At 65.8% G+C, this 17,130-nt stretch carries 21 protein-coding genes; 15 read left to right on the top strand and 6 right to left on the bottom strand.

Annotated features, from left to right (window positions below; genetic code table 11):
- The first annotated feature begins 196 nt into the window (after positions 1-196).
- Entirely contained in the window at positions 197-646 is a 450-nt protein-coding gene (locus EEB15_RS11330) for a DUF192 domain-containing protein (RefSeq protein WP_141509948.1), read from the top strand.
- 50 nt (positions 647-696) lie between these two features.
- Here EEB15_RS11330 and EEB15_RS11325 read toward each other — a convergent pair whose 3' ends face one another.
- Together EEB15_RS11325 and xseA are read right to left on the bottom strand one after the other, a co-directional pair.
- Entirely contained in the window at positions 697-1,275 is a 579-nt protein-coding gene (locus EEB15_RS11325; RefSeq protein ID WP_141509947.1) for a superoxide dismutase, read from the bottom strand.
- A 68-nt stretch (positions 1,276-1,343) separates the two neighbouring features.
- Entirely contained in the window at positions 1,344-2,630 is a 1,287-nt protein-coding gene (xseA, locus tag EEB15_RS11320) for an exodeoxyribonuclease VII large subunit (RefSeq protein WP_141509946.1), read from the bottom strand.
- Positions 2,631-2,964: 334 nt separating this feature from the next.
- Here xseA and EEB15_RS11315 point away from each other — a divergent pair, with 334 nt between their 5' ends.
- The 6 genes from EEB15_RS11315 to adk all read left to right on the top strand — a co-directional run bounded on the left by EEB15_RS11315 (position 2,965) and on the right by adk (position 6,751).
- Positions 2,965-3,597 carry a MotA/TolQ/ExbB proton channel family protein gene (locus EEB15_RS11315; RefSeq protein WP_141509945.1) on the top strand — a complete coding sequence of 211 codons (633 nt, stop codon included), beginning with the start codon at positions 2,965-2,967 and terminating at the stop codon, positions 3,595-3,597.
- The gene (locus EEB15_RS11310; protein WP_141509944.1) at positions 3,594-4,022 is read left to right on the top strand and encodes a biopolymer transporter ExbD; all 429 of its coding nucleotides are present in this window, start codon (positions 3,594-3,596) and stop codon (positions 4,020-4,022) included. The genes EEB15_RS11315 and EEB15_RS11310 overlap by 4 nt, the downstream gene beginning before the upstream one ends.
- Complete coding sequence (gene lpxK, locus EEB15_RS11305; protein ID WP_370283519.1) at positions 3,995-5,020, top strand: tetraacyldisaccharide 4'-kinase; 1,026 nt, start codon at positions 3,995-3,997, stop codon at positions 5,018-5,020. The genes EEB15_RS11310 and lpxK overlap by 28 nt, the downstream gene beginning before the upstream one ends.
- Entirely contained in the window at positions 5,001-5,207 is a 207-nt protein-coding gene (locus tag EEB15_RS11300; RefSeq protein WP_141509942.1) for a Trm112 family protein, read from the top strand. The genes lpxK and EEB15_RS11300 overlap by 20 nt, the downstream gene beginning before the upstream one ends.
- Positions 5,208-5,219: 12 nt before the next feature.
- Entirely contained in the window at positions 5,220-5,984 is a 765-nt protein-coding gene (gene kdsB, locus EEB15_RS11295) for a 3-deoxy-manno-octulosonate cytidylyltransferase (protein ID WP_141509941.1), read from the top strand.
- Positions 5,985-6,094: 110 nt separating this feature from the next.
- Positions 6,095-6,751 (top strand): adenylate kinase, encoded by a 657-nt coding sequence (gene adk / locus EEB15_RS11290; RefSeq protein WP_141509940.1) that lies wholly within the window; start codon positions 6,095-6,097, stop codon positions 6,749-6,751.
- A 76-nt stretch (positions 6,752-6,827) separates the two neighbouring features.
- Here the strand turns inward: adk and EEB15_RS11285 are convergent, their stop codons facing one another.
- From EEB15_RS11285 to EEB15_RS11275, 3 genes are read right to left on the bottom strand one after another with little or no spacing between them, the layout of a single operon-like run.
- Positions 6,828-7,292: a DUF6152 family protein gene (locus tag EEB15_RS11285; RefSeq protein WP_141509939.1), complete on the bottom strand. Its 465-nt coding sequence runs from the start codon at positions 7,290-7,292 to the stop codon at positions 6,828-6,830.
- A 23-nt stretch (positions 7,293-7,315) separates the two neighbouring features.
- Positions 7,316-7,735, bottom strand: coding sequence for a hypothetical protein (locus tag EEB15_RS11280; RefSeq protein WP_141509938.1), 420 nt, complete (start codon positions 7,733-7,735; stop codon positions 7,316-7,318).
- The gene (locus tag EEB15_RS11275; protein ID WP_141509937.1) at positions 7,735-8,667 is read right to left on the bottom strand and encodes an asparaginase; all 933 of its coding nucleotides are present in this window, start codon (positions 8,665-8,667) and stop codon (positions 7,735-7,737) included. The genes EEB15_RS11280 and EEB15_RS11275 overlap by 1 nt, the downstream gene beginning before the upstream one ends.
- Before the next feature lie 78 nt (positions 8,668-8,745).
- Between EEB15_RS11275 and lexA the strand changes: the two genes are divergently transcribed.
- Both lexA and EEB15_RS11265 read left to right on the top strand, forming a co-directional pair.
- A complete protein-coding gene (lexA, locus tag EEB15_RS11270; protein ID WP_141509936.1) occupies positions 8,746-9,420 on the top strand; it encodes a transcriptional repressor LexA in 675 nt (224 codons plus the stop codon).
- A gap of 117 nt (positions 9,421-9,537) precedes the next feature.
- Complete coding sequence (locus tag EEB15_RS11265; RefSeq protein WP_233259454.1) at positions 9,538-9,867, top strand: hypothetical protein; 330 nt, start codon at positions 9,538-9,540, stop codon at positions 9,865-9,867.
- A 13-nt stretch (positions 9,868-9,880) separates the two neighbouring features.
- On the opposite strand, the gene EEB15_RS11260 is transcribed toward EEB15_RS11265, so the two are convergent.
- Positions 9,881-10,402 carry a DUF1993 family protein gene (locus tag EEB15_RS11260; protein ID WP_141509935.1) on the bottom strand — a complete coding sequence of 174 codons (522 nt, stop codon included), beginning with the start codon at positions 10,400-10,402 and terminating at the stop codon, positions 9,881-9,883.
- Between the two features lie 105 nt (positions 10,403-10,507).
- On the opposite strand from EEB15_RS11260, the gene EEB15_RS11255 reads away from it, so the two are divergent.
- The 6 genes from EEB15_RS11255 to EEB15_RS11230 all read left to right on the top strand — a co-directional run bounded on the left by EEB15_RS11255 (position 10,508) and on the right by EEB15_RS11230 (position 17,109).
- Positions 10,508-11,515, top strand: a complete 1,008-nt coding sequence (locus EEB15_RS11255) for a D-2-hydroxyacid dehydrogenase family protein (protein ID WP_141509934.1) — start codon at positions 10,508-10,510, stop codon at positions 11,513-11,515.
- Positions 11,516-11,632: 117 nt separating this feature from the next.
- Positions 11,633-12,826 carry an MFS transporter gene (locus EEB15_RS11250; RefSeq protein ID WP_233259453.1) on the top strand — a complete coding sequence of 398 codons (1,194 nt, stop codon included), beginning with the start codon at positions 11,633-11,635 and terminating at the stop codon, positions 12,824-12,826.
- Between the two features lie 32 nt (positions 12,827-12,858).
- The gene (locus EEB15_RS11245) at positions 12,859-14,379 is read left to right on the top strand and encodes a 3-hydroxyacyl-CoA dehydrogenase (RefSeq protein WP_141509933.1); all 1,521 of its coding nucleotides are present in this window, start codon (positions 12,859-12,861) and stop codon (positions 14,377-14,379) included.
- A gap of 3 nt (positions 14,380-14,382) precedes the next feature.
- Positions 14,383-15,162: an oxepin-CoA hydrolase, alternative type gene (locus tag EEB15_RS11240; protein WP_141509932.1), complete on the top strand. Its 780-nt coding sequence runs from the start codon at positions 14,383-14,385 to the stop codon at positions 15,160-15,162.
- Positions 15,163-15,258: 96 nt separating this feature from the next.
- Positions 15,259-15,978, top strand: coding sequence for a Crp/Fnr family transcriptional regulator (locus EEB15_RS11235; protein ID WP_141509931.1), 720 nt, complete (start codon positions 15,259-15,261; stop codon positions 15,976-15,978).
- A gap of 27 nt (positions 15,979-16,005) precedes the next feature.
- Positions 16,006-17,109, top strand: coding sequence for a phosphotransferase (locus tag EEB15_RS11230; protein ID WP_141509930.1), 1,104 nt, complete (start codon positions 16,006-16,008; stop codon positions 17,107-17,109).
- Positions 17,110-17,130 lie beyond the last annotated feature (21 nt).

Here is a 17,130-nt window from a genome sequence, read left to right as displayed (position 1 = left end):
ACCCCGGCTACCCCGTCCGCCGCCGCATCCGGTGCCAAGCCTGCAGCCAAGGCAGAAAAGAAGGCCAAGAAGGCCAAGAAGGCCACCAAGAAGAAGGCCGCTGCCAAGGAAGAAAAGAAGTCGTAATTCACGGCGCCGTTTCTGGAAATGCCCGCTGCGCGCGGGCATTTTGTTTTTGCGAGCCAAAATCACCGCCATGACACGACTCACCACCGCACTGGCCGCGTTTGCGCTGGCCGCAGCCATCGGGCCCGTGCACGCCCAGGAAGCCCAGATGAACCTGCCGCGCGTCAAGCTCGCGGCCGGCATGCATCAAATCGATGCCCAGGTGGCACTGTCGCCCGACCAGCGGATGATCGGCCTGATGTTCCGCAAGGACATGCCGCAGCACGAGGGCATGCTCTTCGTCTTCGAGCAAGCCTCGGTTCAGTGCTTCTGGATGAAAAACACGCTACTGCCGCTGACGGCCGCTTTCGTGGCGGACGACGGCACCATCGTCAACCTCGCGGACATGAAGCCCCTGGTGACCGATTCGCATTGCTCCACGAAGCCCGTGCGCTACGTGCTGGAGATGAACCAGGGATGGTTTGCGAAGAAGGGAATCAAGCCAGGCGCGAAACTCGCCGGCCAGCCCTTCAAAAACTAAAAAGGACAAGGGCCGCAAAGCGGCCCTTGTTTTGTCTGGAGCGTAGCGGATTAAAAGTTGCTTTCCGCAAAACCCCAGTTCACCAGCTTGTCGAGGAAGGTCTCGACGAACTTCGGGCGCAGGTTGCGGTAGTCGATGTAATACGCGTGCTCCCACACGTCGACGGTGAGCAGCGCCTTGTCGGCGGTGGTCAGCGGTGTGCCGGCGGCGCCGGTGTTGACGATGTCGACGCTGCCGTCCGCCTTCTTCACCAGCCACGTCCAGCCGGAACCGAAGTTGCCGACGGCCGACTTGACGAAGGCTTCCTTGAAGGCCGCATAGCTGCCCCACTTGGCGGTGATGGCCGCGCCGAGGGCGCCAGAGGGTTCACCACCGCCGGCGGGCTTCATGCAGTTCCAGAAGAAGGTGTGGTTCCAGATCTGGGCGGAGTTGTTGTAGATGCCGCCGGAGGATTTCTTGATGATCTCCTCGAGCGTCATGCTCTCGAACTCGGTGCCCTTTTGCAGGTTGTTGAGGTTGACCACGTAAGCGTTGTGGTGCTTGCCGTGGTGGAACTCCAGCGTCTCCTGCGAGTAGTGCGGCGCGAGCGAGTCGATCGGGTAAGGGAGCGGGGGCAGGGTGTGTTCCATGATTTCCTCTTGGCTTGTTGGTTGTCTGTGCAGGTTGCCTTGTGCAGCCGTCGATTCTAAGAACTATTTCACGAGCGCGGCGCAACCGTCAAAGCAACCTCGCCGTCGGCGAGGGCTGCACGAAGGGCCTGCCCTGCATGGGTTTGGTGCACGCTCGTCACGGCAGCGCCCTTCTCATCGGTGAGCAGCGCGTAACCGCGCTGCAAGACGAGGCGCGGATCGAGCAGTTCCAGGCGGATGCGCGAATGCTCCAGAATCTGGGCCGCCCGCTGGGCCCTGCCCTGCAAGGCCCGCTTGAGCTGCAGCTCGGCCGCTGCGACACGTCCACGCTCCTTTTCCATCCGCCCCAGAACCGCATAGCGCAGCCGGTGTGCCGATCGGCCGAGCCGCAGCTGTTGAGTGCCCATGCGGGCGAGCGGCCGTCCCAGGCGGGCGGCGGCGATGTCGAGCCGCTGGTTGCCGGCGTCGAGGCGGCGCCACAACGAGTCGAGCAGCCGAGCCTCGATTCGCGCCACGCCGCCCAGCCAATCGGCACGCGCCTGCGCAGCCAGCTCGGCTGCGGCAGTGGGCGTCGGCGCGCGAACATCCGCGCAGAAATCGGCGATGGTGAAATCCGTCTCGTGGCCAACGCCGCAAACGAGCGGCACGGGGCTCTGCACGATCGTCCTGGCGAGCTGCTCATCATTGAACGCCCACAGGTCTTCGATCGAACCGCCGCCGCGCACCAGCAAGATCACGTCGATGCGCCCCTGTTCTGCGAGACGGTACAGATCGGTCAATGCGCGCACCAACTCGGCGGGCGCCTGTGCGCCCTGCACTGCTGCCGGCGCGAAAATCACCGGCACGTGGGGCGCACGCCGCGAGAGTGCCGTCACGACGTCGTGCAATGCGGCCGCGCCACGTGACGTGACGAGGCCGATCGCACGGGGCATGGCGGGCGCCGGCCTCTTGCGGCCAGCATCGAACAGCCCTTCCGTTTCCAGCTTGGCCTTGAGTTGCAAAAACCGCTCGAACAAGGCGCCCTGCCCGGCACGCGTCATGCTTTCCACGATGAGTTGCAGGTCGCCGCGCTGTTCATAGACGCCCAGCCGGCCCATCACCTCGACCATTTCGCCGTCGCGAGGCTGGAAGTCCATGAGGCTCGCCGCGCGGCGGAACATCGCGCAGCGGATTTGGCCTTGCGGATCCTTGAGAGAGAAATAGCAATGCCCGCTGGCCGCGCGTGAGAAGCCCGAAACCTCGCCGCGGACCGCGACAGGATTGAACCGCGCCTCCAGCGAGTCAGCAATGGCGCGGCACAGCGCACCAACTTGCCAGATTCGCGGCGCCAAACCTAGGGAAGACTGCTCGTGCATCAGCAAATCCGCGCCTTGCAAGCTGGACGGGCAGTGGGTTTAGTCCACAGCGCACACCACTTGACAAGCTGCGGAGGGGTTTCCCCGCAGAACGCTGATTCTTCCGAGCAAGTGACTGTTTTCATTGATCTTTTTCCTGCTCAATTTGTCATCGATTTGTCATGTCGAAGGCTTGGCGCGGCTTCGCGGGGCATGGGGGGCTGGTTCTGCACAAAGTTATCCACAACTTCTGTGAGTCGCGTCTTACGGCCGCTGGATGTTTTCCTACAGCGCGCATGGAGTACACGATAATCGCCGCAACTCAAAATTCGCAGTCGCGCGGAGAACCTTCCCCTTGTTTTCGATCATACAAGCCGCAGGCTGGCCGATCTGGCCGCTGGTTGCCTGCTCCATCCTCGCGCTCGCCCTCGTCATCGAGCGTTTCATCAGCCTCAAGACCGCCAAGGTCGCTCCGCCGAAACTGCTCGACGAAGCGCTGGCCGTTTCGCGCACCTCCGTCCCCGCACCCGACGTGGTGCGGCAGCTGGAACAGAACTCCGCCCTCGGCGAGGTCCTGGCCAGCGGCTTTCGGGCGCTGAATTCCGACCCGCGCTGCAGCGAGGTCGACTTGCGCGCCACGATGGAAAACACCGGCCGCGCCGTGGCGCATCGGCTGGAACGCTACCTGAGCGCGCTGGCCACCATCGCATCGGCGGCGCCGCTGCTGGGCCTGCTGGGCACTGTCATCGGCATGATCGAGATCTTCGGCTCGCAGTCCGCTGCGGGAGGCGCGACTGGGGGCAATCCGGCGCAACTCGCGCACGGCATTTCGGTCGCGCTGTACAACACGGCGTTCGGCCTCATCGTCGCCATTCCCGCGCTGATCTTCTGGCGCTACTTCCGGGTTCGCGTCGACGACTATCTGCTCACGCTGGAGCTGTCGGCCGAGCGCTTCGTGCGCCACCTGAACTCCATCCGAGGCAAATGAATTTCCGTCCGCGACCGAAGGAAGAGCCGGAGATCAACCTGATCCCGTTCATCGACGTGCTGTTGGTGATCCTGATCTTCCTGATGCTGTCCACCACCTACAGCAAGTTCACCGAGTTGCAGTTGAAGCTGCCGGTGGCCGACGCCGACGCGCAGCGCGACTACCCGAAAGAGATCATCGTTGCCGTGGGAGCCGACGGCCGCTATTCGATCAAGGGCCAGCCCGTCACGGGCCGCAGTGTCGAGTCGGTGGCCCAGGCATTGCTCCAGGTGCCGGGTGCCGGCAAGGAAAGCGTCATCATCATCAGCGCGGACGCGACGGCGCCGCACCAGTCCGTCATCACCGTGATGGAAGCGGCACGCCGTTCCGGCATGGTGCAGATCACCTTCGCCACGCAATCCTCGGCCCAGGCCGGGTCGAAGTAGCAATGGCGCAGGTGCTGCAGCGCGCGTGGCTGCGGCGCGGTGCGCTGGCCTGCCTGCTGTGGCCCTTGTCGCTGGTATTCGGCGCGCTCGCGGCGCTGCGGCGTGCCGCTTTCCAGCTGGACCTCTTGAAGCGCCATCGTGTTGCGGTGCCAGTCATCGTGGTGGGCAACGTGGTGGCCGGCGGCGCGGGCAAGACGCCGGTCGTCATGGCTTTGGTCGGGCATTTGCGCGGCCGGGGCCTGGCGGTGGGTGTCGTTTCGCGCGGCTATGGCCGTAGCGCCGCGGATTGCCGCGAAGTGAGCTTCGAAAGTCTTCCCAATGAAGTCGGCGATGAACCGTTGCTGGTCGCACGAACGTCCGGCGTACCGGTCTTCGTCGCGCCGAGCCGGGCCCAGGCGGCCAACGCATTGCTGGCCACGCATCCGGCCACACAAGTGATCGTGTGCGACGATGGATTGCAACACCACGCGTTGCAGCGCGACGTCGAGATCTGCATTTTCGATGAACGCGGCATCGGCAATGGCTGGCTGTTGCCGGCCGGTCCTCTGCGCGAGCATTGGCCGCGAAAGGTAGACCTTGTGCTGAGTGCCGGCGCGCCGCCGGGCATCAGAGGTTTCACGGCGCGGCGACGTCTCGCTTCGCATGCGGTTCGTTCCGATGGCACGCGGACCCTGCTGGCCGATCTCGCCGGGCGCCCGTTGACGGCCGTCGCCGGGATCGCCAAGCCGGAGGCCTTCTTTGCCATGCTGCGCGAGCAGGGCCTGCAACTGGCCCGCACGCTGGCCCTGCCCGACCATCACGACTTCGCCGAAGACCCCGCCGAAGGCCACACAGGTGACTTGCTCTGCACCGAAAAAGACGCCGTCAAGTTGTGGCGCCTGCGGCCCGACGCCTGGGCCGTGCCGCTGGCGATGGAGATTGACGCCGAATTCTGGCGCGCGCTGGATGGCCTCGTCGATGCAAAGCTATCATCAGCGCATGGACCCCAAACTGCTTGAGCTGCTGGTGTGCCCCGTCACCAAGGGGCACCTCGATTACGACCGCGAACGTCAGGAACTGCTGTCGCGTGCCGCGCGGCTGGCCTACCCGGTCCGTGACGGCATTCCGGTGCTGCTGGAAGAAGAAGCCCGGACCTTGAGCGACGAAGAGCTGGAGCGGCTGCCCGCGCGCACGCCGCTGGTCTGAGCACCGGCCAGCATGGGCTTCCTGGTTCTCATCCCCGCGCGGCTCGCATCGACACGCCTGCCCGACAAGCCGCTGGCCGACATCGCCGGCAAACCGATGGTGGTTCGCGTCGCCGAACGCGCGCGCGGCTCGGCGGCAGAACGCGTCGTGGTCGCTGCCGACAGCCCGCTTATCGTGCAAGCCTGCCGGGCGCACGGCGTCGAAGCGCTGCTCACGCGCACCGACCATGCGTCCGGGAGCGACCGCCTGGCGGAAGCCTGCGAACTCCTTGGCCTGGCCGACGCCGCCGTGGTGGTCAACGTCCAGGGCGATGAACCGCTGATCGACCCGGCGCTGATCGACGCCGTCGCCGCCGCCCTCGAAGCGCGCAGCGAGGCCAGCATGAGCACGGCAGCGCACGCCATCGCCAGCTTCGAAGAGTTCACCAATCCCAATGTCGTGAAGGCTGTTCTGGATGCGCAAGGCTTCGCACAGTATTTCAGCCGCGCGCCGATCCCGTGGTGGCGCGACGGTTTCGCGGCCGGCAGCCAAGCCCTGCCCGATCCCGCGCCGCTGCGCCATGTCGGCATCTATGGCTACCGCGCCGGGTTCCTGCGCCTGTTTCCGCGCCTTTCCCCCGCGCCGATGGAGCAGGCCGAGGCCCTGGAACAGCTGCGTGCGATGTGGCACGGGCACCGCATCGCGGTGCATGTGTCGGACAGTGCGCCCGGCATCGGCGTCGACACGCCGGACGACCTCGCGCGGGTGCGTGCCCTCTGGGCAGCGGCCGGCACGTAAGGCTCCGCAAGGGGCACGCATGCTATCCTTTGCACCAATGATGCGCGACGGCCGCCCGCCCTTTGCGTGACCCGCAGCGCCCGCCGATTTCTAACATTCCGAGGACTTCCATGAGACTGATTCTGTTGGGCGCGCCCGGCGCAGGCAAAGGCACGCAAGCGACCTTCCTCTGCCAGAAGTACGGCATCCCGCAAATCTCCACCGGCGACATGCTGCGCGCGGCCGTCAAGGCCGGCACGCCGCTGGGCCTGGCCGCCAAGAAGGTCATGGATTCCGGCGCGCTGGTGAGCGACGACATCATCATCGGCCTGGTCAAGGAGCGCATCGCCCAGCCCGACTGCGCCAAGGGCTTCCTGTTCGACGGTTTCCCTCGCACCATTCCGCAAGCCGATGCCATGAAGGCGGCCGGCGTGAAGCTCGACTTCGTGCTGGAGATCGACGTGCCGTTCGACGCGATCATCGAACGCATGAGCGGCCGCCGCTCGCACCCGGCGTCCGGCCGCACCTACCACGTCAAGTTCAACCCGCCGAAGGCCGAAGGCAAGGACGACGTGACGGGCGAACCGCTGATCCAGCGCGACGACGACAAGGAAGAGACCGTGATGAAGCGCCTGGAGGTTTACGCGGCCCAGACACGCCCGCTGGTCGACTACTACTCGAAGTGGGCCAACTCGGACCCGGCCAACGCGCCCAAGTACCGCGCGATCCAGGGCACGGGCACCGTCGAAGAGATCACGGCACGCGCCCTCAAGGCGCTGGAAGGCTGAGCGCCGGCGACGAGCCGCCTCTAGCCGGTTGCGCCCCCTGAGGGGGCAGGGCGAAGCCCGTGGGGGCTCCAAGTATTCAGGCCGGGCTGGAGCGCAAGCCGTAGGTCCTGCCGTCCACGAACAGGTATTCGGCGCGCAGCACCGCCTCGCCCTTCTCGTCCTTCAACGTGAAGCCGAGCACCGACATCGAAGCGCCCGGCTTGATCTCGGCCACTTTCCACAATTCGAGCCGCGTGAGCGGCGCAAGCTCGATTTCCCATCGGCGGTCGCGGCGCTTCGGCAACGCCGCCTTGGCTAGCAATGCCTTGCCGTCCACGGGCGCGGTTTGCGCGGGCAAGGCACGCTGGGCCAGATCGGCGGGCAGTTTCAGGTCCGCCGGTACTTCCAGGATGAGCTCCGCGTGGGGGTTCTGCCACTTGGCGCTGACCACCTTGCCTTCAAGGTAAATCGGCCTGTCCTGGTCGAAGCTGCTCCACCCATGATGGGCCCAGGCGAGCCCAGGCAGCCACAGCGACGCAAGGATGAAGGGACGGCGTTCCATGGCGATCTCCCATTTTGCAAACCTCAAAGATACGCGATCCAGCGGCCGCACGTGATGACGGCCAGCCAGATCACAGTGGAGAGCACCATCTGGGCGCGGGCAATGCCGTCGAGCAAAACGAGCGATCCGCGTGCATGGAACATTGCCGCGTTGCACGCGGCGGCCAGTAACAGCAGCATCTTGAGGGTGAAGGCGCGGTTGGCCAGCAGTTCCCCGGGCCGGGTGGCAAACATGAGGAGGCCCGAAGCCGCTGCCAGCGAGACGCCGGCAAGGGCCAGTCCCAGGCTCAGCCGGGCCAACGGAGCCACCGGCAGCGCCGCGCCACGCCCGAAAACGCGCATCTCCAGCAGCACCAGATTGCCAACCAGCAAGGCAATGCCGAAGATATGCGCGATCTCCAGCGCCGGATATGCCCACGGATGGGACACGAGTGCCGCGAACATCAGGCCAGCAGCGAAAGCATCAATTCGACGCGGGCTTTCACCGGCGCAACCGCGCTGGCCGGTAGCCGATCGCCGGCATGCGCAATCACCTGGCCCTCCGCGCAGCGCGTCGCCCGCACGACACGCACGCCCTTCGCCGCGGCGGCCTGCAGCGCCGCCATCAGGTCGGCACTGACCGTGCCGTTGCCCGTGCCGGCCACGACCAGGCCATCGACCCCTTGCGCGACCAGCGCCTCCACCATCGCGCCACCGGCGCCCGCGTGGTTCATGACGATCTCCACGCGCGGCCAACGGCCTGCCGAAATGACCTTCTGCATCACCGCCGTTGCGCCCGCATCCGCCGCCGGCCAGTCGCGCAGCAGGCGCAACTGGCGCTCTTCGACGTAACCAACCGCCCCCGCATCGCCGGAGGTGAAAGCGTCCAGCCGATAGGTGTGCTGCTTGGCAACGTCCACGGCGCCGTGGATGGTGCCCGCGCAGACCGCCACCACGCCCCGGGCGCCCTCGGCCAGTGCCACCGACATTGCATCGACGATGTTCTGCGGGCCGTCGGGCACCAGCGCCGTTGCCGGCCGCATGGCGCAGGTCAGCACCACCGGTTTCACCGGCGCCAAGACACAGTGGAGGAAAAAGGCCGTCTCCTCCAGCGTGTCGGTGCCGTGCGTGATCACCACGCCGCGGATGTCGTCCTGTGCCAGCCAGTGGGCGCATCGAACGGCAAGCTTGCGCCAGATGTCGAACGTCATGTCCTTGCTGTCGACCTGCGCCACCTGTTCGGTCACGAGCGAAAAGCCCTGGAGCGCAGGAATCGATGCCAGCAGCTCATCCACGCCCACCTGGGCCGCCGTGTAGCCGACGTTGTCGTGTGCGCTTGCGGCCTTGCCTGCCAGGGTGCCGCCGGTCGCCAGAACCGCAATTTTTTTGCCCGTCACTTGCGCACTTTCAAAAACTGTTTAAAAATACAGCTACTGGATATCAAAACAGTGAGATATCAAGTAGGAGAAATCAGCATGCTCGATTCGCCCAAACTTACCGCCCGCCAGCAACAGATTCTGGACCTGATCCAGAGCGCCATCGCGCGCACCGGCGCACCGCCCACGCGCGCCGAAATCGCCTCCGAGCTGGGCTTCAAGTCAGCTAACGCGGCCGAAGAGCATTTGCAGGCGCTCGCCCGCAAAGGCGTGATCGAGCTGGTCAGCGGCACCTCGCGCGGGATCCGCCTGCAAAGCGAGGCCCTGAGGTCGATCAATGAATCCCGAAACAAGCAGTTCTCCCTGCCATTGCAGGGCTTGGCCCAGCTGGCCTTGCCCCTCATTGGCCGCGTTGCGGCAGGCTCGCCGATTCTCGCGCAGGAGCACGTCGACCAGACGTATTACGTCGAGAACAGCCTGTTCCAGCGCCGGCCCGACTACCTGCTCAAGGTGCGCGGCATGTCCATGCGCGACGCCGGCATCATGGACGGCGACCTGCTCGCCGTGCAGGCCACCAAGGACGCGAAGAACGGGCAGATCATCGTCGCGCGCCTGGGCGACGACGTCACCGTCAAGCGCTTTCGCCGCAACAAGCACCTGATCGAGCTGCACGCCGAAAACCCCGATTACCCCACCATCGTGGTCGAGCCCGGCGAGCCCTTCGAGATCGAAGGCCTGGCCGTCGGCCTGATCCGCAACACGATGCTGATGTAACGTTTGGATGGGGCGCCGCAGGTGGCGGGCGTATGGCGTTGGAGCCATCACCCTGCGGCGACCCCTCCTGTTCCCAATCCTGCCTGTGTTCAAACTCTGAAGTTCAAGGAGAGTCGCATGGGAATCACGTTGTCCACGTTCGGCGGGTTGTTGGGCCCGTTGCAAGGGTTGCTGGGCTGGTTGGCACCGCGCGCATCGCGTGCCGTGCCGTTGCCGCGTGGCAGCCGGTCTGGCGTCGGGCCGTCGCCCGCCACCCGGCTGCGCACCGCGCACCCGGCCGTTGTCGCCAGGCCCTGTGAAAAGTCCAAGCGGCCATTGCGGGTTGTGCGCGTGGTCGAAGGCATGGGTGCTTCGGCCAGCGCCGGGCGCATGTTCATGTCCGGGCGCATGGCCGACGTCTGCGCCGAGCTGGACCGACTGGCGGCTCTGGAGGCCGCGGCCGGCTAAGGAGCGAGCTACCTCAGGCGCGGGCTGCAGCGCCGGCCAGGAAGTCGGCCTTGCCCAGCTCTACGCCGTTGTTGCGAAGGATCGCGTAGGCCATGGTGATGTGGAAGTGGAAATTGGCCATCGCCCAGTGCTTGAGGTAAGCCTCGCCGCTCATGGTGCGGGTCTTGTCCTTGCCGACGGGAAACGTGATGTCCTTGTCTTCCGTACCGTCCATGCGGTCGTTGGGCACGCTGTTCAGGTAGTCCACTGTTTTCTGGATGCGGGCCTTCAGGTCGGCAAAGGTCGCTTCCGTATCTTCGAATTTCGGGGCCTCGACGCCGGAAATGCGGGCCACGCCATTCTTCGCCGCGTCGCACGCGATTTGCACTTGGCGTGTAAAGGGAAGCATGTCCGGCGCAAGGCGGAATTGCAGCAGAGCCGTGGGGTCGAATTTCCGGGCCTCCGCATGAGCAGCGCCGCGGTCGAGGATGTGGCTCAGGTTGCCGAGCATGGCCTTGAAGACGGGCAGGCTGGCGGAAGACATGGAAATCGTCATGGTGTGAGCTCCTGGTAACAGAACGAAAGCGCCGACTCTAACGCCAAGCCACAGGATTTGCTGGCCGCGGTGAATCAGGGCTTGGGGGCGAGGCACAATCCATGCATGAACATTGTGATCCTCGACGACTACCAGGACGCGGTGCGCAAACTTCGCTGCGCCTCCAAGCTGGAGGCGTATCCGGCCAAGGTCTATACCAACACCGTCAAGGGCATCGGCCAGCTGTCGGTGCGCCTGCGTGACGCCGACGTCATCGTGCTCATCCGCGAGCGCACCCACATGACGCGCCAGCTCGTCGAGAAACTGCCGCGTCTGCGCATGATCGCGCAGACCGGCCGAGTCGGCTCGCACATTGACGTACAGGCTTGCACCGAGCGCGGAATAGCCGTTGCTGAAGGCGTGGGCTCACCGGTCGCACCGGCCGAATTGACCTGGGCACTGGTCATGGCCGCCACGCGGCGCCTGCCTCAGTACATCAGCACGCTCAAGCACGGCGGCTGGCAGCAGTCGGGCATGAAGTCCGCGTCGATGCCGGCCAACTTCGGGCTCGGCGTCGTCCTGCGCGGCCGCACGCTCGGCATCTGGGGCTACGGCAAGATCGGGCAGCTGGTGGCGGGCTACGGCAAGGCCTTCGGCATGCACGTCATGGTCTGGGGCAGCCAGTCCGCGCGCGAGAAAGCGGCAATGGACGGCTACGAAGCAGCCGCCACCCGCGAGGAATTGTTTGCCGAAAGCGACGTGCTGAGCTTGCACCTGCGGCTCTCGGACGAAACATCCGGCATCGTGACGCTGGAAGACCTCGGCCGCATGAAACCCACGGCCCTGCTTGTGAACACCTCTCGCGCCGAACTGGTTGAGCCCGATGCATTGATTGCGGCCCTCAACCGCGGCCGACCGGGCTTGGCGGCGGTCGACGTCTTCGAAAGCGAGCCGATCCTGCAGGGCCACGCCCTGCTACGCCTGGAAAACTGCATCTGCACGCCGCACATCGGCTATGTGGAACTGGACAGCTACGAGCTGTATTTCGGCGCCGCTTTCGATAACGTGGTGAATTTCGTCAAGGGCACGCCCAGCAACATCGTGAACCCGGGCGCGCTGCAGATGCGGCGCTAGCGGCCGTCCGGCCAATGACAAATGACCCCCGGCTGCCGCCGGGTATGACAAATGACAAGAATGGGCAGGCCTCCACGCTAGCCTTTGTCATCTGTCATCAACGCGAAGCGAAGTCATTTGTCATCCACCACCGCACTTGAAACCCCGGCCGTTCGAACGGGGCTGCCTGCGGTCCTCTGGCCCCTGCTGTTCGGCAATTTCGTGATCGGTACCGGCGTGATGGTGGTGCCGGGGACACTCAACGAGATCAGCACGTCGCTCGACGTCTCGGTGGCAACGGCCGGCCAGTTGATTTCGGCGGGCGCGGTGCTCATGTGCCTGGGCGCCCCTCTGCTGGCGGCCTTGGCCGCGGGCTGGGACCGGCGCCGCCTGCTCGCGATCTCCATGGTCTGGTACGCGGCCCTGCACCTTGCGTGCATCGCGGCGTCGAGCTTCACTGCGTTGCTGCCGCTGCGCGTGGCCGCCATGCTGGCACCGGCGATCTTCACACCCCAGGCGGCAGCCTGCGTCGGCTTGCTGGTGCCCGCCGAGCAGCGCGGCCGCGCGATCACATTCATCTTCCTGGGCTGGTCGGTGGCCTCCGTGCTGGGCATGCCGCTGGGCGCTTACGTCGGCGGCACGCTGGGTTGGCAGAGCGCGTTCGGCCTGGTCGGTTTGCTCAGCCTCGTCAGCGCGGTCTGGGTCTGGCGCGCGATGCCTGACGGCGTGAAGCCGCCCGCGCTCACCGCTGCGGCCTGGCTTGAGACCCTGCGTTCGCGCGCCCTGATGCTCTGCGTGCTGGTCACCGTGCTCTATGCGGCCGGCCAGTTCGTTCTCTTCTCGTATTTCGCCCCGTACTACAAGCAGAAGATCGGTATCACGCCCGGCGAGCTCAGCTTGCTGTTCCTGTGGTTCGGCGCGTTCGGCTTGATCGGCAACATGCTCATGTCGCGCCACATCGACCACTTCGGCGCCTCGCGCGCGATCATGCTGGCGATCGGCCTGATGGCGGTCAGCCTGCTCTTCTGGCCGTTGGGCACCAATCTCGTCATGGCGGCGCTGATCTCCATCCCCTGGGCATTGGGGTGCTTCTCGTCGAACTCGGCGCAACAAGCCCGGCTGGTGGCGATTGCGCCGGCGCTCGCTGCCGCGTCCATTGCGCTCAATTCCTCCGCCATGTACGCCGGCCAGGCCATCGGTGCGGCCAGCGGCGGGTGGCTCATCGTCCAGGCCGGCATGGACACGTTGCATTGGGCGGGCTTCGCGGGCCTGGTGCTGGCGATGGCCGTGAGTGCCCTGGCCACGCGCTACCAGGGCACGCACCGCGCCTGAAGCGGCTGGGCGGCTACACGATAATCAGCCGCATGACTCTTCTCTACGACACCGTGGGCGTGGTCGGCGCGGGCGCCATGGGCCGCGGCATCGCGCAGATTGCCGCGCAGGCGGGCAGCACCGTCAGGCTTTACGACACACAGGCCCCGGCCGTCGCGAAAGCCCGCGACGAAATCTTCAGCCAGTGGGATCGCCAGTTGGAGAAAGGCCGCATGGATGCGGCGGCCGTACAGGCCTGCAAGCAGCGCCTGCAAGCTGCCGGCGCGCTCGCAGACCTGGCCGACTGCAAGCTGGTGGTGGAAGCGATCGTCGAGCGCCTCGACGTCAAGAAATCACTGCTCGCGCAGCTCGAAGCCATCGTCGCGCCCAGCGCCGTGCTGGTCTCCAACACCTCGTCGTTGTCGGTCACCGCCATCGCGGCCGGCATGGAGCGGCCCCAGCGCTTTGCCGGCTATCACTTCTTCAACCCCGTGCCGCTGATGAAGGTGGTGGAAGTGATCGCCGGGCTCAAGACCGACGCTGCCGTCTGCGAAGGGCTGGCCGCCTATGCGAAGCAAATGGGCCACACACCCGTGCAGGCGCAAGACACGCCCGGCTTCATCGTCAACCACGCGGGCCGGGGCTACGGCACGGAAGCGCTGCGCGTGATCAGCGAGGGGATCACCGATTTCGCGACGGTGGACCGCATCCTCAAAGACCAGGTCGGCTTCAAGCTTGGCCCGTTCGAGCTGATGGATCTCACCGCGCTGGACGTTTCGCATCCGGTGATGGAGTCGATCTACCAGCAGTACTACGACGAACCGCGCTACCGCCCGAGCGTGATCACCGCCCAGCGCCTGGCCGGCGGTGTCGTCGGCAAGAAGGTCGGCGAAGGTTTCTACCGCTATGTAGACGGCAAGGCGCAGGTCGCACCTGAGCAGCCGGTGCCGCAAGTAGACGAGATGCCGCCTGTGTGGGTTTCCACCCGCGCCGCGCGGCGCGCCGAGTTGTACCAGTTGCTGAAGGACCTGGGCGCAAAGGTCGAAACCGGCCAGTCGCCCTCCCCTCAGGCGCTGACCATCGTGGCGCCCCTCGGTTTCGACGTGACCACGGTGGCAGTCGTCGAGCGGCTCGATCCGGCGCGCACCATCGGCATCGACATGCTGATCGACGACGCGGCTACGAAGCGGCGCGTTCTGGCAACCAACCCCGCCACGCGCGCAGACATGCGCGATGCCGCACATGCCTTGTTCGCGCGTGACGGCAAAGCCGTGAGCGTGATCCGCGACTCGGGCGGCTTCGTCACCCAGCGCGTCGTCGCGACCATCGTCAACATCGCCGCCGACATCTGCCAGCAGCGCATCTGCAGCCCGAAGGACCTGGAAACCGCCGTGACGCTGGGCCTGGGCTACCCTCTGGGCCCGCTCGCGATGGGCGACCGCTGGGGCCCCACCAACGTGCTGGAAGTGCTCTTCAACATGCAGACCGTCTATGGCGATCCGCGCTATCGTCCGAGCCCCTGGCTGCGCAGGCGCGGCGCGATCGGCCTTTCCCTGTCGCACGTCGAGGACTGATCCATGCCCGCTGAACTCAAGAGCACCAGCCGGGGCCGCACCATGGTCCTCGCCATCAGCAACCCCGAGCACCGCAATGCACTCGGGCCGGAGATGTACGCGGCGGGTGTCGAGGCGCTCAGCGTCGCCGAAAGCAGCCCGGAAGTTCGTACCGTGGTGATCACCGGTGAAGGCAGCCTCTTTTCGGCGGGCGGCAATTTGCAACGGCTGCAGGCCAATCGCGAGCAACCGCCCGAATTCCAGGCCCAGAGCATCGAGGGCCTGCACGCGTGGATCGAGGCCATCCGCACCTTTCCCAAACCCGTCATCGCAGCGGTCGAGGGTGCGGCAGCCGGGGCCGGTTTCTCGCTCGCGCTCGCCTGCGACCTGATCGTCGCGGCCGACAACGCGGTGTTCGTGATGGCTTACAGCAACATCGCGCTGTCGCCCGACGGCGGCGCCACCTGGAGCTTGTCGCGCGCCCTGCCCCGCCAGCTTGCCAGCGAGCTGTTGCTGACCGGCGAGCGCCTGAGCTCGCAGCGCCTGCATGAGCTGGGCGTCGTCAACCGTGTCACGGCGCCCGGTGCGGCGCTGGAAGAAAGCCTTGCGCTGGCCGAGCGGCTCAACGAGCGCGCACCGAATGCGCTGGCGAGCATCAAGGAACTCCTCAACGACGCCGCGGGCGCCACGCTGAGCCGCCACCTGGCCGACGAGCGCGACCATTTCGTTCGCAACCTGCACCATGCCAACGCCGGCATCGGCATCGCCGCCTTCCTTGCGAAGCAGACTCCGCGCTACGAGTAGCGCGAGCCCGGGAGTCTTGCGGGGGACAACCCCGTTGTTTTCGGCCGGTCCCGCGGGCGACAATGGGCCCAGCACCAGTCACTCAAAAGACAGACCATGGACGACCCCATTCTTACCATTGAAGAACGCGAGGCGATCAATTCCGGTCGCTGGTTTTCTTCCCTGTCACCCTCACTTCGGCACGACATCCTCCGATGCGCCTACGTCAAACGCTACAAGGACGGCGAGCTGATCTGCGCGCGCGGCGATCCGCCCGAGCAATGGATCGCCTGCGCGAAGGGCGCCGTGCGCGTCAGTTCGACGGCGATCTCGGGCAAGCAGGTGACGCTGACCTACGTGGAGCCGGGCATCTGGTTCGGCGACGTCGCGATCTTCGATGGGGACCGGCGCACGCACGATGGCTATGCGCATGGCGACACGACGATTCTCTGCGTGGCGCGTGGCGACTTACGCAAGATTTTGAGCCAGCACACCGAGCTGTACGAGGCGATGCTGCGGTTGCACGCCCGGCGCATTCGCCAGTTGTTCGGCCTGGTGGAAGACCTGAACACGCTGCCCTTGCGCGCGCGGCTGGCCAAGCAACTCACGCACCTGGTGCGCAGTTATGGCGTGCCTTCTCTCGCGGACGGGCGCGAAGTGCGCATCGGCCTGCAGCTCGCCCAGGAAGAGTTGGCGCAGTTGCTGGGCGCGTCGCGCCAGCGCGTGAACCAGGAGCTCAAAGCGATGGAGCGCGAGGAAGTGATCCGCATCGAGCCGGGCGGCCTCGTGGTGCGAAATCGCGAGGCGCTGATGCGCATCATCGACGCGGACGCCTGAACCTCCGCACATGAACATGGATACACCTTGAGCGAATTCGACCATTTCATCGGCACGCGCCCCGTCTCCGACAAGCACGCCTTCGACATCGCGGCCCTCACCGCCTGGCTCGAGAAGAACCTCGAGGGTTTCGCGGGGCCACTCACCGCCCTGATGTTCAAGGGCGGCCAGTCCAATCCCACCTACAAGCTGGTCACGCCAAGCCAAAGCTACGTGATGCGCGCCAAGCCGGGCCCCGTGGCCAAGCTGCTGCCGTCGGCCCACGCCATCGAGCGTGAGTTCGCGGTGATGAGCGGCCTGGGCGGCACGGACGTGCCGGTGCCCCGCATGCACTGCCTGTGCGAAGACGAATCCATCATCGGCCGCGCCTTCTACGTGATGGAGTTCATGCAGGGGCGTGTGCTGTGGGACCAGGCCCTGCCGGAGATGACGCCCGCCGGCCGCCGCGAAATCTATGACGAGATGAACCGAGTGATCGCGGCGCTGCACACCGTCAAGTTCGCCGACCGTGGCCTGGCCGGCTACGGCAAGCCGGGGAACTACTTCGACCGCCAGATCGGCCGCTGGAGCAAGCAATACAAGGCTTCGGCCGACGGCGCAGGGCCGATGTCGCAACCCATCCCCGAGATGGAACGGCTGGTGGAATGGCTGCCCGCCCGCATCCCGGCCGCGGCCCGCGACGAGAGCAAGGTGTCGATCGTCCATGGCGACTACCGCCTCGACAACCTGATGTTTCACTCGACCGAGCCGCGCGTCATCGCGGTGCTCGACTGGGAGCTGTCCACGCTGGGCCACCCGCTGGCCGATTTCAGCTACCACTGCATGTCGTGGCACATCCCCCACGCCGCGTCGCGTGGCATTGGCGGCCTTGATCTTCAGTCTCTGGGCATCCCGGGCGAAGACGAATACATGCGCCGCTATTGCGAGCGCACAGGCTTGGCCACCGTCGACGAGTTGAAGGCCGACTGGAATTTCTACATGGCCTACAACCTGTTCCGAATTGCAGCGATCCTGCAAGGCATCGCCAAGCGCGCGGAGGCCGGCACGGCCTCCAGCGCCCAGGCGGCCGCATCCGGCGCCGGCGCGCGGCCCATGGCCGAACTGGCCTGGAAATTCGCGCAGCAGGCCTGACCCGCACCTCACCGTATTACC

The sequence above is a fragment of the Ramlibacter sp. WS9 genome (assembly GCF_003797765.1).
Classification (GTDB): Bacteria; Pseudomonadota; Gammaproteobacteria; order Burkholderiales; family Burkholderiaceae_C; genus Ramlibacter.
This window is presented reverse-complemented; position numbering and strand designations above follow the sequence as displayed.

Coding starts and splice junctions, on each gene's coding strand:
- EEB15_RS11330 (WP_141509948.1), top strand. CDS start 197: ATGACACGACTCACCACCGCACTGGCCGCGTTTGCGCTGGCCGCAGCC.
- EEB15_RS11325 (WP_141509947.1), bottom strand. CDS start 1,275: ATGGAACACACCCTGCCCCCGCTCCCTTACCCGATCGACTCGCTCGCG.
- xseA (WP_141509946.1), bottom strand. CDS start 2,630: ATGCACGAGCAGTCTTCCCTAGGTTTGGCGCCGCGAATCTGGCAAGTT.
- EEB15_RS11310 (WP_141509944.1), top strand. CDS start 3,594: ATGAATTTCCGTCCGCGACCGAAGGAAGAGCCGGAGATCAACCTGATC.
- EEB15_RS11300 (WP_141509942.1), top strand. CDS start 5,001: ATGGACCCCAAACTGCTTGAGCTGCTGGTGTGCCCCGTCACCAAGGGG.
- kdsB (WP_141509941.1), top strand. CDS start 5,220: ATGGGCTTCCTGGTTCTCATCCCCGCGCGGCTCGCATCGACACGCCTG.
- adk (WP_141509940.1), top strand. CDS start 6,095: ATGAGACTGATTCTGTTGGGCGCGCCCGGCGCAGGCAAAGGCACGCAA.
- EEB15_RS11285 (WP_141509939.1), bottom strand. CDS start 7,292: ATGGAACGCCGTCCCTTCATCCTTGCGTCGCTGTGGCTGCCTGGGCTC.
- EEB15_RS11280 (WP_141509938.1), bottom strand. CDS start 7,735: ATGTTCGCGGCACTCGTGTCCCATCCGTGGGCATATCCGGCGCTGGAG.
- lexA (WP_141509936.1), top strand. CDS start 8,746: ATGCTCGATTCGCCCAAACTTACCGCCCGCCAGCAACAGATTCTGGAC.
- EEB15_RS11265 (WP_233259454.1), top strand. CDS start 9,538: ATGGGAATCACGTTGTCCACGTTCGGCGGGTTGTTGGGCCCGTTGCAA.
- EEB15_RS11260 (WP_141509935.1), bottom strand. CDS start 10,402: ATGACGATTTCCATGTCTTCCGCCAGCCTGCCCGTCTTCAAGGCCATG.
- EEB15_RS11255 (WP_141509934.1), top strand. CDS start 10,508: ATGAACATTGTGATCCTCGACGACTACCAGGACGCGGTGCGCAAACTT.
- EEB15_RS11245 (WP_141509933.1), top strand. CDS start 12,859: ATGACTCTTCTCTACGACACCGTGGGCGTGGTCGGCGCGGGCGCCATG.
- EEB15_RS11240 (WP_141509932.1), top strand. CDS start 14,383: ATGCCCGCTGAACTCAAGAGCACCAGCCGGGGCCGCACCATGGTCCTC.
- EEB15_RS11235 (WP_141509931.1), top strand. CDS start 15,259: ATGGACGACCCCATTCTTACCATTGAAGAACGCGAGGCGATCAATTCC.